This window comes from Anaerobacillus sp. QJM3NY_32, assembly GCF_056173645.1.
In genome coordinates, this window is the sequence record NZ_CM149684.1 from 2,632,588 (window position 1) to 2,648,171 (window position 15,584).

Below are 15,584 nucleotides of genomic sequence, written 5' to 3' on the forward strand. Positions count from 1 at the left end.
AGCTTAGTCCGCTATTGCAAAGGAGCTTAAATGTAATGGATAAGCGAATAATTGATTGGCCTACCTTTCTGGGTGCTTTAAGTTTATTACTGCTCGTTACCGTCCCACTTACTCTTTTTCCCGAGAGTGGAAAGGAATTCGTCAATAAAGCAAATGAGTTTGTTACAACCCAATTTGGTGTCCTTTATTTAATTGTCGGTCTCGGTATTTTTTTCTTTTTAATCTATGTGGCATTCAGTGATAATGGACGTGTGCGATTAGGTGAAGAAGGAGAACGTCCTGAATTCAATAATTTTTCTTGGGCAGGAATGCTATTCTGCGCAGGAATAGGATCAAGTATTTTATATTGGGGAACGATCGAATGGGCCTATTATTATCAAGGACCACCGTTTGGATTGGAGCCTGGAACAGAAGAAGCTATCCTTTGGGCAAGTACATACGGCATCTTCCACTGGGGACCAATCGCATGGGCGATCTACACCCTTCCTGCTCTTCCTATGGCTTATTTCTACTATGTTCGTAAAAAACCCGTTCTCAAAATAAGTGAAGCGACAAGACCGTTAATTGGAAACCTTGTTGATGGGCCTTTAGGGACTATTATTGATGTTCTATTCATGTTTGGACTTCTTGGCGGAGCAGGTACAACGCTTGCCCTTGGAACTCCTATGATCGCTGAGGGAATCGATGCTCTGACAGGTATTGGAGTAACAATGGGCTTAAAGACGATGATTCTTATACTGGTCACAGCCATTTTTGCCATTAGTGCCTACTCAGGTTTAAAGAAAGGAATTAAGGTGCTATCAGATATCAACTTAGTTCTCTCGATTTTTCTGCTTCTCTTTGTTTTAATAGTGGGTCCGACGCGGTTTCTCGTTGAAACGGCAACGAACAGCGTCGGATTATTGTTAGATAACTTCTTTCATATGAGTACATGGACAGAGCCATTCAATGCTCTTGGTCCATATGATAAAACTGGATTTCCAGAGAGTTGGACCGTCTTCTACTGGGCATGGTGGCTTGTTTACGCACCTTTTGTTGGGCTATTCGTTGCCAAGATTTCAAGAGGTCGATCTATTAAACAAATGATCCTTGGAACCATTAGTTACGGAACACTAGGAAGTTTATTATTCTTTGGTATCCTTGGAAATTATGGACTTCATATGCAGTTAACAGGTGAATTCGACGTCATTAAAGTACTCAATGATCAAGGAGCACCAAGAGCGATAATTGAAACAATTGCTCAGCTTCCCCTTTCATGGTTTATGATTCTCGTTTTTGTTGTGTTAGCGATCATCTTTCTTGCGACGACGTTTGATTCTAGCTCCTATATTCTCGCTTCCGTTGTCCAAAAAGAGGTAAAAGATGAACCCCTCCGTTGGAATCGACTCTTCTGGGCATTTGCTCTTTGCTTAATGCCACTGGTGCTGATGTTTGTTGGGGGACTTGGAACTCTCCAAACCGCAAGTATTGTCGGTGGGTTTCCCCTTCTATTTATCATGATTATGCTAGGTTGGTCGTTTATGCGTGCTTCAACAGCCGATATTAAAGCTTCAGAACACTATGAGCCTAAGACTTTTTCATTAAATTACAAAAAGATTTTACAGACAATTCGCCGTAAGAAAAATAAGCCGCAAAAAGGACCAGTTGATGCGCATTTTGAAGACGATAAAAAAGACAACTAACTTTTCGGCACCTGATTCAAACTAAAAACATGTTCTTGATTATTTTTCCATATCGAAATTCATATTGACACTTTCAGTTGGTCATGATAAAAATTGAATAACTCTATAATAATTGAACTGCTTTGAAGGAAATTAAGTAGCCACCTTTTCCCTATTGAAGAGAGCCGATGGTTGGTGAGAATCGGTATATAAAAGGACGTGAATTTCATTTCTGGAGCTTCTTTTGCAATCGCAAAAGACGGTGAAGATCGTTACACTATGAAGTGGTGAGTTCATCTCACAACCAGGGTGGTACCGCGATAACAATCGTCCCTACGGATAACGTAGGGACGATTTTTTTGTGGCATAACGTGATCAGCATTCAATACAAATTGAAAGGAGAAACAGCATGAGTCAAAACGAACAGTGGTCATCAAGACTTGGATTTATCCTAGCTGCAGCAGGTTCTGCCATCGGGCTTGGCGCAATTTGGAAATTCCCTTATACAGCAGGTCAGAACGGAGGCGGGGCTTTCTTTCTGATCTTCATCCTATTCACCTTAATTCTCGGTCTCCCTCTTTTGCTTGCAGAGTTCTCTATTGGAAGAACTGCTCAAAGTAATGCGGTAGATTCTTATAAAACCATTTCTCCTGAATCAAAATGGTATCGTGTAGGAATTTTGGGCATGATTACATCCTTCATCTTGTTATCCTTTTACAGTGTTATTGGGGGGTGGATTATTGCCTACCTGTATAAAGCAGTGACAGGAGAGCTAAATGGACTATCTTCAGATGAATACGCTCAGGTTTTTGGGACGACCATTTCGAATTCATTTATTAGCATATTCGCACAATTTATTTTTATTATATTAACAATTCTTGTTGTAGCAAGAGGTGTTGAAAAAGGAATTGAACAAGCAAGTAAAATTATGATGCCTGCATTATTTCTTCTCTTTATTATTCTTGTCATTCGTGCGGTAACGTTAGAAGGTTCGATGGACGGGATCTTATTCTTGCTTCAACCCGATTTCTCAAAAGTTACATCACAAACCATACTTGAAGCAATGGGGCAATCTTTCTTTACATTAAGTGTTGGTGTATCCGTTATGGTTACTTACAGTTCTTATTTACCAAAGACGCAAAGCTTACCACGCTCAGCGATCTCGATTGTCGCAATGAACATTTTCATTGTATTGCTTGCTGGTCTTGCGATCTTTCCTGCTGTATTTGCTTTCGATCTTGAAGCAGGCGCTGGTCCCGTTCTATTGTTCAATGTCCTTCCGACAGTCTTTGGGCAATTACCGTTCGGCATGCTCTTTTTCATTGCATTCTTAGTTCTTTTCTTATTTGCAGCATTAACCTCCGCCTTCTCTATGCTTGAAATCATTGTATCGGTGATATCAAAAGGCGATCTTAAGAAACGAAAAAAATGGGCATGGATTATCGGACTTGCGATCTTTGTTGTTGGAATTCCATCTGCCCTATCATACGGCGTTTTAAGCGACGCGACATTATTTAATAAAACGATTTTTGATTTAGCTGATTATGCAGTAAGTAACGTTTTGTTACCAATAGGAGCTTTGTTAATTTCACTATTTGTTCCATTAAAAATGAAGAAGTCAGCACTCTATGAGGAATTAAAACGTGGAAGTGGCTTGAAAAAAGGATTGTTTGAAACGTGGTATTTTCTTATTCGCTTCGTTGCACCTCTTCTTATTTTGTTCGTCATGTTAGATGTCCTTGGTATCTGGTAGTATGAGTAAAAGCCTCACCAATCTGGTGAGGCTTTCTTGTTATATCATAATCTGTTATTCAGCATCTTCCTCTTCACCAGGAGAAGCTGGTTTTGGTTCGTCTTTAAGATCAAAATAAGCTTCAAATAATCGTCTAGCTATGTCTTTATTTACTGATTCATTTCGATCACTACTTAAGCTAGGGACTACAACGGCTAAAGCAATTTCAGGGTCCTCATAAGGAGCATAGCCAACAAAGGTTAAATTAAAACCCTTAACCTGATTATCATTACCGAATGACACCTGAGCAGTCCCTGTTTTACCCGCATGAGTGAAATCTACTCCCTTAAAATACTTTGTCGCTGTACCATTGCTAGCATTCGTCACTCGCCATAAACCATTTTGCACTCGATTTATATCACTTTGACTCATTTGAATACGATTCATTACGTTTGTATCGAACTGATCCACGATAATATTGGATAACCCATCGACATTTGAAGCTTCATGAACTTCTTTTAAAAAGTGTGGTTGAATTCTTTTCCCATCATTTGCAATCGTTGAAATATACTGAGCCATCTGCAAGGGGGTATACGTATCAAACTGACCAATCATTAAATCCATTAAGTTACCAATTTGCTGAATGCCTCCATTGATTCCTGTTGTTTCAATTGGCATATCAATTCCCGTCTTATTACCTAATCCAAATTGATTGAAGTGATAACGAACAGCATTATAGCCATCTCGATTCCAAGGAATCCCGCTTGTGTCTGGAACATAATCAAACCCTGCTATCATCATAGCGATTCGGTACATATACACGTTGGAGGATCTCTCTAATGCTTCCACATCATTTACCCACCCTAAGTTTGCATATGACGCTTTCTTGGGGGTAGAAGGAATAGATATTGGAGTATCGAATAGAGTTGTCCCATGGCTAATCACACCCGTTTCATAACCCGTTAGGACGGACGCCCCTTTCACCGCTGATCCCATTTCATATGATTCTGAAAGGGTCCCATAGGAATACTCGATATACTCATTTTCTTTCGAGCTATATTTTGTTCCACCAAAGGCTAATACTTCACCCGTTTCTGGGTCCATTCCAATCGCATACGCACGATCAGCGTATGGGTTCCCACGCGCTCTAGCCTTTCTTAATTCCTCTTCAAGAATTGTTTCAAGCTTCTGCTGAAGATCTATATCTACTGTAAGAACGAGATCATTCCCTCTTTTTCCTGGAGTCACCTCAGGTTCACCTATTGGTTTGCCTGATTTATCCGTTACGTACTTCTTCATCGCTTTCTGCCCTCTTAATAAATCCTCATACTGCTTCTCAAGATAGCTGATGCCTACAAGATCATTATTGTCGTAGCCTTTCATTGTATAGGCATCTAAAGATTCTTTAGGGATTTGTCCTAGATTACCAAACATCGTCTCCATCGTTTCATCGTATGGATAGACACGTTCGGCATCTGGTGAGATATCAACTCCAGGAAGCTCTTCTAGGTTCTCGCTCACTTTTGCGATTTCTTCTCTCGTTAATCCTTTTTTAATTGCCTGAGAAGAAAGCGCATACCCAGTATCCATTTGTCTTTTAATTGCAGCTATTTTTAGTTCCTCTTGATCACTCGTTATCTCTTTAAGATCTTCTTCTTTAATCCGATCAATTTGCAATTGATATGCTTTTTTAGAATCAAGATCATTCCATTCTTCTTCCGATAACTTCTCCTTTGCCTTTTCTGGTCTCGTGATAATCCAAAAATCCTTTAAATCTCGTTCAGTCACTTTATCTGTATCCATTTCAATAAATGCTGCTAACTTACGAGCTACATCAAGTCTTTCCTGCTGTTTCGTGTTCTGATTTCGGATATACGTTAATGTAAACGTTGGTTCGTTATCAACAAGTACTCTTCCATATCGATCATACATCTTCCCTCTTGGTGCTGATGATTTCGCTGTCACATTTTCTGTTTGCTCTGAAATTCGCTCAAAATCCTCCCCTTGCACAATTTGGATCACACCAAGTCGTAAGATTAAAACAGAAAACAATAAAAAAACAAAAAGAAATAAGATATTCAGCCGAAATGGCACATGTGTTTTCTTCATTTTTTCTTTAATCATAAAGGCCCCCCCACGACATTTCCTTATCTTCCCAACTATCATAACATAGGTTTATTAGGACTTTTTTCCTTATTAGAAAATAAATACAATTTCATAACACCTAAAAAAAACGCTTACTTTCTCTATAGTTAGACGATTCAATACGTTTGAATGGTTCAATTTAAAGTGTAAAAGTAGCTATGTGTGATCAATTCAGACCTTTTTACGCTTGTTTCTCCGTAAAGACATAACAAAAGGAGCGTGTTTCGTTAACACACTCCTTTACGTATTTCTATTAAGATCTTATAGTATTGGCGAAAGCAAGCGTGAAATTGATTCTTTAAAACGTATCCAAAGCGAGCGTTCAAGATATCCCACTTCTGTTAGTTCCTCACTCTTCTTCATATCGTTTATGAAAATATTCTCCAGTTTCTTTGAGATTTCCTCATCATAGATAAAGGCATTTACTTCGAAATTAAGTCGAAAGCTACGAACATCAATATTTGCTGTTCCTACTGAAGATATTTCGCTATCAACCGCAATGGTTTTAGCGTGAATAAACCCGTTCTGGTAAATGTAAATTCTAGCTCCCGCTTTCAGTAATTCTCCCACATAAGAATAGGTTGCCCAGTATACAAACAAATGGTCAGGTTTGTTGGGAATCATTAACCTCACATCAACCCCGCTAAGAGCCGCTATACGTAAAGCATCTAACAGACTTGCATCTGGTATAAAGTAAGGGGTTTGAATGAATATGGTGCGTTTTGCTGATGTAATAAGTTTAATGTACCCATTTTTAATTTGTTCCCATTCTGAATCTGGTCCACTACTGACGACCTGCACACCTGCTTTTCCAATCGATTCGATAATAGGAAAGTAACAAGATTCATACCCTACTTTGTTCCGAGCAGCATGATTCCAATCTAAGAGGAACCGTGTTTGCATAGCGAGCGTTGCACTTCCTTCTATTCGTAGATGTGTATCACGCCAATACCCAAACTTCGGATTTAAACCTAAGTACTCATCACCAACATTAAACCCACCAACATAGCCAAGTTTCCCATCAATAATAACGAGCTTGCGGTGATTTCGGTAATTCAAGCGAGTATTGACATATGGAATTCGAGAAGGGAAAAACACCTCCACTTCTCCTCCCGCTGCAATTAAATCTCGGAAGAATCGCTTCCTTGTTTTTCTTGAACCCATCTCATCATAAAGAACACGTACCTTCACACCTTCTTGTGCCTTTCGAGTCAACTTTTCTACCAGTTTCCTACCAAGATCATCTTTTTGAAAAATATAGTATTGAAAGTGAATATGATCACTCGCACGACCAATATCCTCAATTAGTGCGTTGAATTTTTCTTCTCCATCTGTAAAAACGCTTATTGCATTATCCTGAGTAAGTACTGCGTCATCATTTACAAGATGCATATAAATAAGATCTTTATATCTGGAAATTTCTTCATGTCTAAATGGATAAATCCCACTTTTAATCTCACTAACTTGTTCCTCAATTAAATCCTCGATTCCTACTTTTTTAATATTATCCCAATCAAATAATCTTCTTCGACTAAGGTTTTGTCCAAAAACTAAATACATCACAAAACCAAGGAGCGGAATAAAAAGAAGGACCATTAGCCAGGCCCATGTGGCACCAGCATCCTTCCGTTCCAGGAAAATAACGAGCGCAGCAAAACCAAGATTTAGAACGAATAATATTCCTAATAAAATCGATATAATGTGCATAAATCATAACTCCTTTATTAACCACAATGACAAATTTTACTCTCTAATCCCTTAAGTTTACCTTATTTCTAAACTGTTATTAAGATTAATTGTGAAACAAGTGAATCCTTTCCATATTTCATCTCATTATTAAGTGATTTTATCCATTTTCTCTTGTTAGTTGAAACAAAAAAATATTGAATTTTATTACATAAAAGCTATTCCACTTCTTCTTTTTTCCAAGTAAAATAGAAGCAACAAATACAAGGAGGAGTTTAAATGAATGGTAAACCAATTCATTTCGATGGAAGCTCTGTTCCCTCTGTAACTTCAGCTAAGAATCAACCTCTTAAAATCACTGATGACGTTCGAAAATGTATCAGCTGCAATCCATTTCAACTGCCACCAACTAAATAATTCTTCATAAAAGCCTTGCTCATTTAGCAAGGCTTTTATGACTTTAACATTGATTTAATTACTATGAGGCAAATTCCTTGAATCAATCTTACGTCTGTTTTATAATTTGTCTTGAATTAAGAATAACTCAATTCGAGATAATCGGAACGAATAGGAAAGGAATGAATCTGTAATGGCAAAAGTTTTATACATCACTGCTCATCCACACGATGATACTCAATCTTATAGTATGGCAGTAGGTAAAGCATTTATAGAGACGTATAAGCAAGAAAATGAAAACGATGAGGTAATTCATATAGATCTTTATAGTGAGCATATTCCTCAAATCGATGCTGATGTGTTCAGCGGCTGGGGAAAATTGCAGTCAGGAAAAGGGTTTGAAGAACTATCAGCAAGTGAGCAAGAAAAAGTACAGCGTCTTAATGAATTAAGTGAAGAATTTATTGAAGCAGATAAATATGTATTCGTTACTCCACTCTGGAATTTCTCTTTCCCTCCAGTAATGAAAGCCTATTTTGACTCTGTATCTGTGGCTGGTAAAGCCTTTAAATATACTGAAAATGGCCCTGTAGGTCTTTTAACAGATAAAAAAGCCATTCATATCCAGGCACGTGGTGGCGTGTATTCTGAAGGTCCCGCTGCTGAAATGGAAATGGGTCATCGTTACTTCACAACGATGATGCAATTCTACGGTGTTCCAGAATACGAAGGACTCTTTGTAGAAGGTCATAATGCTATGCCAGATAAAGCAGAAGAAATTAAACAGGATGCTATTGCTCGTGCAAAAGACACTGCACATACATTCTAATCTCGATATTTATTCACGAAAACCAGCTGAAGAATTAATTTCAGCTGGTTTTTTTATACCTTCACATCATACCCCTGCTTTTCCACTACTTTCTGTATATCTGAGGTAGACACTTCATTTTTATCATAGGTTACTTTAGCATTTCCTTCCTTGAGATGAACTTCTACAGCCAAAACTCCATTCAATTCTAGTAAAGCAGTCCGAACGATCACCATACAATTTTCTCCAGTCATTCCTTTAATCTTCAAAGTTGTTTTTTCCACTCCTTGTTCACCCCTCCAGTTGTTAAGTTGACTCTATTCTTCCCCTATTCTTGTTAAAGTACTATGTCCAAAAATTCAAAGCTAGAACTTTCAATTATAGCAAAAGACAGCAGGGGAAATTCCCTAACTGTCTTTTTGAGCTGCGGCCCAGAATACCCACCAGATCAATAATGGTTGGAAAAGTAATCTCACCCATAATAATACTTGATTTGCTTCATCTTGCCCTGGAGCAGGTACGCCAGCAATTGCTGCATAAATATTTGCTGGAAAAATGGCGATTAAATATATGACCGTCCACAATCTAGCCTGTTTTCGTGTGGAAGGAACAAGTAGAAGAATCGCTAATACGATTTCTATGATTCCAGTTAAATAAATGAGGCCGAGTTTAAACGGAACCCAATCGGGTACCATTGCGGCAAAACCTTCACCCTGAAGAAAATGAGCAAATCCTGCAAAAATAAAGAAGAAAGCAAATAAGACGAGCGCTATCATCCGAATCGTTTTTTTCATAAATTATCTCCTTTTCACTTCGATTCTTTCATGATAGCAAACTCACCTTCATTTGTTGAAGGAAAACGCTTAGCGAAGCAGCTCCTTAATTGTATAAGGAAGCATTTCATGAAGCGTTTCAAAAGAATAGGTGAGTTCAAGGCGTTCTGTCCATTTATGCGCATCTTTACCCTTAGGGCCAAGGTTCATGACGGGAACTTTTAGCTGCTCTAAAGCTTCTAGAGGCAATTCGTATGATTGACCATATAACGGCATGTTGCTCATTAATGGTTGGATTGTTTCTTTCGTTCTTTCAAGCCCTACGAAGCTTAAATCAGAAAGTCCTGGAAAATAATGTTGAGGTTTCAGCGTCACCTTATGTTTAGTTGAACTATAAGCGACCACTCGCTGAATGGTTTCCTGAATAAAAGAATCATGCCTGGAAGATACAGCCGGATAAAATGGCGGATTATAAAAAAGGATAATCATCGGACCATCATCTTTACAAAGTGCGGCTAAATCAAAAACCATTCTTGTTGAAAGATCTCGATCGCCTAGATCTTTAAAATTGGCAGATATATAATCTTGCCGACGTTTAATTTCTGCCTCCCCAAACAGCATAACAGCACGTTGGTGCAGCTGCTCATAAGTCAGAACGTTAACCTTGAATGGTTCAGGGACATAGTTTTGGAGCATGGAGAACGCTGTAGCTTTCTCCAAATAGTGATTTTCAATGCGTTTGGCAGCAACTTTGACTGCCTCCATTAATTGATTTGTAATATGCTGAATGCTCCTCTCCATACCAAGAACATTGAAAAGAGTTACACCCACATGCGGAATCTGTACGGAGTATCCTTCTTTTAAATCCTTTTGCATTAAGTTAGTTGGCGGAGGTGTTACCTCCCCATCGACAACTTCACAAAAATCAGCGTTAAGCTCAAGCTCTCTTGTTACTTCAGCAGCCATGTAGTTAGCGTTCAATCCTGAGAACGGCTCACCAACGTGCGTTTCTTGACCGTAACAGAAAAAGCCAGGTAATAGCTTTCCAATTGATCCTGAATAAACATACAAGTTCTGGTCGCCAGGATAATTTGTAAAAACAGGTTCTGAATTTAAGCAGGCAGTATAAATTAAATCATGCTGTTTAGCCATTTCGACAAGTACAGGAACAGCTTCGATCATGCCAAGTGAATTCGCTTCTTCATCAGGAACGGTAAGGAATAAAATATTCCCATCAAATTCACCAAAATTTGCTTTTTCAAGCATACTCATTTGAAGGGCAATCCCAGCTTTCATATCCATGACACCACGCCCAAACATCCACTCGCCACTTGTAAGGTCGTTTTGAACTTCAACCGGCATTTTATCAATATTTTTGTATATTTCTTCTGTAAGATCATATGGACTAAAAGCTAGATTTTTGAATTGTCCGTAGTCTTCTATGTCTACCACATCAAAATGGCTAATTAAAATAACTGTTTTCTTAGACCGTCCTTTTTTAATAAGTCCTGTAACGAAAGAGCGACCATCACTTGTTGGATGAAGAGCGAGCATATTAGGATTGTCTTTGAAATAGTCCAAATCCTGAAGCTGAAGGTGAATATATTCAGCAAGTGCTACCTCCGGATATGATCCCGTTACACTCTGATGTTCAACTAGTCTGGATAGTAAGTACATTAAGGTTTCTTTCGTTTGCCATTTCCCCATCTCATCGCCCCCTCATATGTCTGTTATTTTTGCAAATCCAACCTGTTTTTGGTAGGTTTAATGGGAATAGACGGACTTTTATGAACTCTTTTTCCGTTTATCATATTTTATACATACTAAACCCGAAAAGACCAGCAGAAATGAGGGGAACAATGACAATTATATTCGCTCACAGAGGCGCAAGTAGACAATGCCCCGAGAACACAATAAGTGCTTATCAACGCGCTGTTCATCTTGGAGCAGGCGGAATTGAAATTGATATTCAGCTTTCAAAAGATGGGATCCCTGTCGTCATTCATGATCGAACGCTGAAAAGGACAACATCCGGAAAGGGGATTGTGACACAAACCACTCTCTCTGACCTCAAAAAACTTGATGCGGGAAGTTGGTTTTCTCCCGATTTTAAACATGAAAAAATCCCTTCGTTAGAAGAGGTTTTGTTATGGGCAGCAGACTACCCAGACGTTTGGTTAAACATTGAATTAAAATACTATCGAGAAGACGACGAACAGCTTGCCAAAGTGGCGATTCCACTCATTAAGAAATATCGCTCTGAGAAGAATACAATGATTTCTAGCTTTGAACACCATCGGCTGATAGATGTGCATAAGTTATGGCCAAAATTAGAAACAGCACCTCTTTATAAGGGGAATTTACATGAGCCATGGCATTATGCTAAGAAATTAAAAGCAAAAGCGATCCATCCGCAATTCAAATCAATCCATGCATCACTCGTAAAAGCAGTGCATTCACATGGCATTAAAATACGTCCTTACACGGTCAATGACGAAAAAGGACTCAGACAATTCCTCGATTGGGAAGTGGATGGAATTATGACAGACGTCCCAGACCTGGCGCTTAATATCATGCATAATAAACAAATTCCTCAACAAAAGAAATCATGGTGGAAAACTGTCTGGAGTGTAGTAACAAAGTAGATCAAGATTTGCGACATCTATTTTAAGACATGCTATACTTTTGGGGTCACGAAAGAAGTAATAAAGGAGCGATTGCATGTCTTCAGCATTATTTACACCATATACTATTAAAAATGTCACCTTCCCTAACCGGATTGTGATGAGTCCCATGTGCATGTATTCATGTGAAGCACAGGATGGTAAAGCCACAAACTTCCACTATATTCACTACACTTCCAGAGCTGTAGGAGGAACAGGCTTGATTTTCACAGAAGCAGCAGCCGTCACAGAACAAGGTCGTATTTCTCCACAAGATCTTGGAATCTGGAGTGATGACCATATCGAAGGATTAAAAAAAATTGTTCATCTTTCTCAAGAACAGGGATCAAAAGTTGGCATTCAACTTGCGCACGCAGGTCGAAAAGCCATTCTGGATGGACCGATTATTGCACCATCTTCCATTCCTTTCAATGAGGAGATGAAAACACCAGAAGAAATGACGGTCGAACAAATTAAGGAAACCATCGTTGCTTTTAGAAAAGGAGCGGAACGAGCGAAGGAAGCAGGATTCGATGTGATTGAACTACACGGCGCTCACGGATATTTAATCAATGAATTTCTATCCCCACTCACTAACAAACGTAAAGATGAATATGGCGGTTCAAAAGAAAACCGTTATCGTTTCTTAAAAGAAACCATTAATGAAGTAAACAAAGTTTGGGACGGACCACTATTCGTTCGAATTTCTGCTGAGGAATACCATGAAGAAGGTAATACAATGGAGGATTTCATTTATTTTTCTGACGAAATGAAAAAGCAAGGCGTCGATCTTGTTGATTGTAGTACTGGTGGAGTTGTTCCTGCGCGTATTCAAGCCTACCCAGGTTATCAAGTAAAGCATGCCGAACAAATCCGAAAGGAATCTAACATTGCGACTGGAGCCGTTGGATTAATTACCCATCCTCTTCAAGCAGAAGAAATCATTCAAAATGAACGCGCGGATCTTGTTTTACTCGCTAGAGAAATGTTAAGAGATCCTTATTGGGCTAGAACTGCCGCAGTTGAACTTGGAGGAGATTTAAAAGCTCCTAAACAATATGAACGTGGTTGGAACTAATGTGTTGAAATAAATATAGATAAAGCGAGCTCAAGTTGAGCTCGCTTTTCTTAATGGAATTTGTACCGATGTCTGGTCCTCCATTAAATCGGTATTTTCAAAGATATTTCTCGCTTCTTCCACCAGTCCGACAACATCAGATTCCTGGTAGCGAGAACTAATATGATTTAACAACAGTTTCTCCACCCGAGCATCCTTTGCAATTCGAGCTGCTTGCACTGTAGTGGAATGATAATACTCATACGCTAGTCTAGTGTTTGCCTCAGAAAAAGTAGCTTCATGAATCAAAACGTCAGCATTTCTGGCAAAATCAATGGTCTTTTCTGTAAATCTTGTATCGCCACAAACGACAATGTGCCTCCCTTTAATGGTTGGTCCTGTCACGTCACACGCATGAATCGTTTGCCCATTCTCCAGTTTAATTGAACTACCGCTTTTCAACTTTTGATAGATCGGTCCAGGCTGTACGCCGAGAGCCTTTAATTTTTCAACATTTAACGTACCTGCTTTATCCCTTTCTTCAATGCGATAACCAAAGCTATCGATTCCGTGCTCCAAAAGAGCAACCTTAATGGAAAAATGAGATTCATTCACTTGAATCCCGTCCTCTACTTCTACAATACGCAGCGGATAACGTAGGTAGGTACCACTAATCCGAATCGCTGTATCAATAAAATCAGCTAATCCTTTTGGACCGTATACAATCACCTCTGATTCTCCTCCCTGAAAGGAGCGACTTCCAAGGATGCCTGGTAATCCAAAAATGTGGTCTCCGTGCAAATGAGTAATAAAAATTTTTGTCATTTTACTAAGAGTAATGGATGAAATAAGAATTTGATGTTGTGTCGCTTCTCCACAATCAAACAACCATACTTCTCCAGAATCCAATCGCAGGGCTGCGGAACTGACGTTGCGTTTTGTGGAAGGAACACCGGCACCTGTCCCAAGAAATGTGATTTCCATCTTAATCCTCCTTTTCATCGTCTCTTTGTCGCAAACATTTCAATGATCAGCTACACTGTATGTATGAATTCTATATAGGAGCTGAATCTCATGTCTTCGAAAAATAGATTAATAATTGCATTGTTCCTATCTCATATCCTTTTATTCTTGTCTTTCTTTTTGTTAAATGACATCTTCTGGCCGCTCTTTACCGTATCTCTTCTCTTACTCGGTAGTTTTTCATTCCGTCATGTTAAATGGAGGAAACCTTCTTTCGCTCAACTCATAATCGGAATTGGAAGCGGTGGCTTGCTGTATCTTATTTTTTATGTGGGTAAAGTGATGATGCTCTACATACTCCCTCAATCGATTACTCAGGTTGAAGCACTCTATCAACTTGTATCGCCTGATCAAACCTGGCATTATTACAGCCTAATTCTTATCATTATTCCGGGAGAAGAACTGTTTTGGAGAGGATTTGTACAAACACAGCTAAGAACGATTCACATCAAGTATCCAATCTTACTAGCTGCTCTGCTTTATATGAGTGCACACATATATGCAGGCGCTTTTCTATTGCTAATAGCTGCTGTTTTAGCAGGAATTGTATGGGGATACCTGTATAACCGCACAGAAAATATGATCGTTCCGCTGCTTTCACACCTTGTTTTCGACTTATTTCTTCTAGTTTTCTTTCCGCTTCTCTAGTTTATACGAAAACTTTACTTCATGAAGGAGGTTCTTCACATGCTTTTTATACAGAAGAGCCTCTTTGTGATCTGGATGTTTCTCTCCATAGCGAACCTTCTCGTAAATTTTAACAATAAACTCTTTGTTTTCACGACTACCAGGAATCCTTCGCAACCATTCACTTAACGTTTCATCTTTTTGGCGACCATTACGATATTTGAAAGCTTTTATTTCAAGATCATAGAGCTGTTTTCTTATTTGATCAGAAGGTGGCTTTAATTGCTTCATTTGCTTACCTTTTTGTGAATACAATGTTTCACTTGTCGAAGTTGCAAACGATTTGACTTGAAAACGAGTAAGAGCCAACCTTTTCTTATACAAAACGATCACAACAATAACGAAGCAAATGAAAAGTAATGTATAGAAAATCATCTCTATCGGAATATCCATCCCTTGATTCAGAATTTTTTTATCGTTCATGATTTCTTGAGTCTCACTACTCGAGCTCGTCTGTAATAATTCCTGACCATCTTCAGTAAAGCGACCTTCAAGAAACGATGTTAACCAGTAAATCGGTAGACCAATAACATAACCTAGTCCGCTTATCGAATAAGAGATTGCTTTTACTATCGGTTCTTTCACCCAAATCAGGATACTAAACAGAACACTTGAAGCAGATAACAAAATGAAGATAAAGCTTATCGCCCACCTTGCCTGCTTCTTCCCTCCTGTTTTTCTAACTTCTACAGCGGCTCTACAAATAAGAAGCATCACAAACTGCACAAGAGGCAACAAAAAAATAACCTGTCGAAGCTCAGATGAATTACTAAATAAAAAGAATAGAAACGCCCCAATTAAACTCAAGAAAAATATGAGCGCATCATTACTTCGCTCGATTTCCCACATGTTTATATAACTCCGCCAGGCAATGACTATTGAAAGAAGAACCGTATATAGGAACGGAAAACCTAGCACTGCTACTCCCGCAAGAGTCGTCAAAACCATTAGCA

14 protein-coding genes and 1 other annotated feature are annotated in these 15,584 nt (G+C 38.8%); of the genes, 7 read left to right on the forward strand and 7 right to left on the reverse strand.

Features of this window, described 5'->3' with window-relative positions; all coding sequences use genetic code 11:
• Positions 1-35: 35 nt before the first annotated feature.
• Both AC0VYH_RS13840 and AC0VYH_RS13845 read left to right on the forward strand, forming a co-directional pair.
• Positions 36-1,682, forward strand: a complete 1,647-nt coding sequence (locus AC0VYH_RS13840; protein WP_475372642.1) for a BCCT family transporter — start codon at positions 36-38, stop codon at positions 1,680-1,682.
• Between the two features lie 113 nt (positions 1,683-1,795).
• Positions 1,796-1,999 (forward strand) — a binding site (T-box leader).
• A 71-nt stretch (positions 2,000-2,070) separates the two neighbouring features.
• Positions 2,071-3,414 (forward strand): sodium-dependent transporter, encoded by a 1,344-nt coding sequence (locus AC0VYH_RS13845; protein ID WP_475367716.1) that lies wholly within the window; start codon positions 2,071-2,073, stop codon positions 3,412-3,414.
• 54 nt (positions 3,415-3,468) lie between these two features.
• Here the strand turns inward: AC0VYH_RS13845 and AC0VYH_RS13850 are convergent, their stop codons facing one another.
• Both AC0VYH_RS13850 and cls read right to left on the reverse strand, forming a co-directional pair.
• Positions 3,469-5,517 (reverse strand): peptidoglycan D,D-transpeptidase FtsI family protein, encoded by a 2,049-nt coding sequence (locus AC0VYH_RS13850; RefSeq protein ID WP_475372643.1) that lies wholly within the window; start codon positions 5,515-5,517, stop codon positions 3,469-3,471.
• Positions 5,518-5,799: 282 nt separating this feature from the next.
• Positions 5,800-7,245, reverse strand: coding sequence for a cardiolipin synthase (cls, locus tag AC0VYH_RS13855; protein ID WP_475372644.1), 1,446 nt, complete (start codon positions 7,243-7,245; stop codon positions 5,800-5,802).
• Between the two features lie 258 nt (positions 7,246-7,503).
• Here cls and AC0VYH_RS13860 point away from each other — a divergent pair, with 258 nt between their 5' ends.
• Positions 7,504-7,641 carry a hypothetical protein gene (locus AC0VYH_RS13860; protein WP_194222070.1) on the forward strand — a complete coding sequence of 46 codons (138 nt, stop codon included), beginning with the start codon at positions 7,504-7,506 and terminating at the stop codon, positions 7,639-7,641.
• A 172-nt stretch (positions 7,642-7,813) separates the two neighbouring features.
• On the forward strand, positions 7,814-8,449 hold the full coding sequence (locus AC0VYH_RS13865; protein ID WP_475372645.1) for an FMN-dependent NADH-azoreductase: 636 nt from the start codon (positions 7,814-7,816) through the stop codon (positions 8,447-8,449).
• Positions 8,450-8,502: 53 nt separating this feature from the next.
• On the opposite strand, the gene AC0VYH_RS13870 is transcribed toward AC0VYH_RS13865, so the two are convergent.
• From AC0VYH_RS13870 to AC0VYH_RS13880, 3 genes are all read right to left on the reverse strand, one after another.
• Positions 8,503-8,712, reverse strand: a complete 210-nt coding sequence (locus AC0VYH_RS13870; protein ID WP_430246947.1) for a cation transporter — start codon at positions 8,710-8,712, stop codon at positions 8,503-8,505.
• Between the two features lie 123 nt (positions 8,713-8,835).
• The gene (locus tag AC0VYH_RS13875) at positions 8,836-9,222 is read right to left on the reverse strand and encodes a DoxX family protein (RefSeq protein WP_303530762.1); all 387 of its coding nucleotides are present in this window, start codon (positions 9,220-9,222) and stop codon (positions 8,836-8,838) included.
• 69 nt (positions 9,223-9,291) lie between these two features.
• The gene (locus tag AC0VYH_RS13880; RefSeq protein ID WP_194222073.1) at positions 9,292-10,908 is read right to left on the reverse strand and encodes a M20/M25/M40 family metallo-hydrolase; all 1,617 of its coding nucleotides are present in this window, start codon (positions 10,906-10,908) and stop codon (positions 9,292-9,294) included.
• Between the two features lie 152 nt (positions 10,909-11,060).
• On the opposite strand from AC0VYH_RS13880, the gene AC0VYH_RS13885 reads away from it, so the two are divergent.
• Both AC0VYH_RS13885 and namA read left to right on the forward strand, forming a co-directional pair.
• Complete coding sequence (locus AC0VYH_RS13885; RefSeq protein WP_430246950.1) at positions 11,061-11,846, forward strand: glycerophosphodiester phosphodiesterase; 786 nt, start codon at positions 11,061-11,063, stop codon at positions 11,844-11,846.
• 76 nt (positions 11,847-11,922) lie between these two features.
• A complete protein-coding gene (namA, locus tag AC0VYH_RS13890; protein ID WP_475372646.1) occupies positions 11,923-12,942 on the forward strand; it encodes an NADPH dehydrogenase NamA in 1,020 nt (339 codons plus the stop codon).
• 30 nt (positions 12,943-12,972) lie between these two features.
• Here the strand turns inward: namA and rnz are convergent, their stop codons facing one another.
• Positions 12,973-13,905: a ribonuclease Z gene (gene rnz / locus AC0VYH_RS13895; protein WP_430246953.1), complete on the reverse strand. Its 933-nt coding sequence runs from the start codon at positions 13,903-13,905 to the stop codon at positions 12,973-12,975.
• Between the two features lie 90 nt (positions 13,906-13,995).
• Between rnz and AC0VYH_RS13900 the strand changes: the two genes are divergently transcribed.
• Positions 13,996-14,592: a lysostaphin resistance A-like protein gene (locus tag AC0VYH_RS13900; RefSeq protein WP_475372647.1), complete on the forward strand. Its 597-nt coding sequence runs from the start codon at positions 13,996-13,998 to the stop codon at positions 14,590-14,592.
• On the opposite strand, the gene AC0VYH_RS13905 is transcribed toward AC0VYH_RS13900, so the two are convergent.
• On the reverse strand, positions 14,569-15,579 hold the full coding sequence (locus tag AC0VYH_RS13905; protein ID WP_475372648.1) for a hypothetical protein: 1,011 nt from the start codon (positions 15,577-15,579) through the stop codon (positions 14,569-14,571). The two genes, AC0VYH_RS13900 and AC0VYH_RS13905, sit on opposite strands and share 24 nt — an antisense overlap.
• Positions 15,580-15,584: the final 5 nt, after the last annotated feature.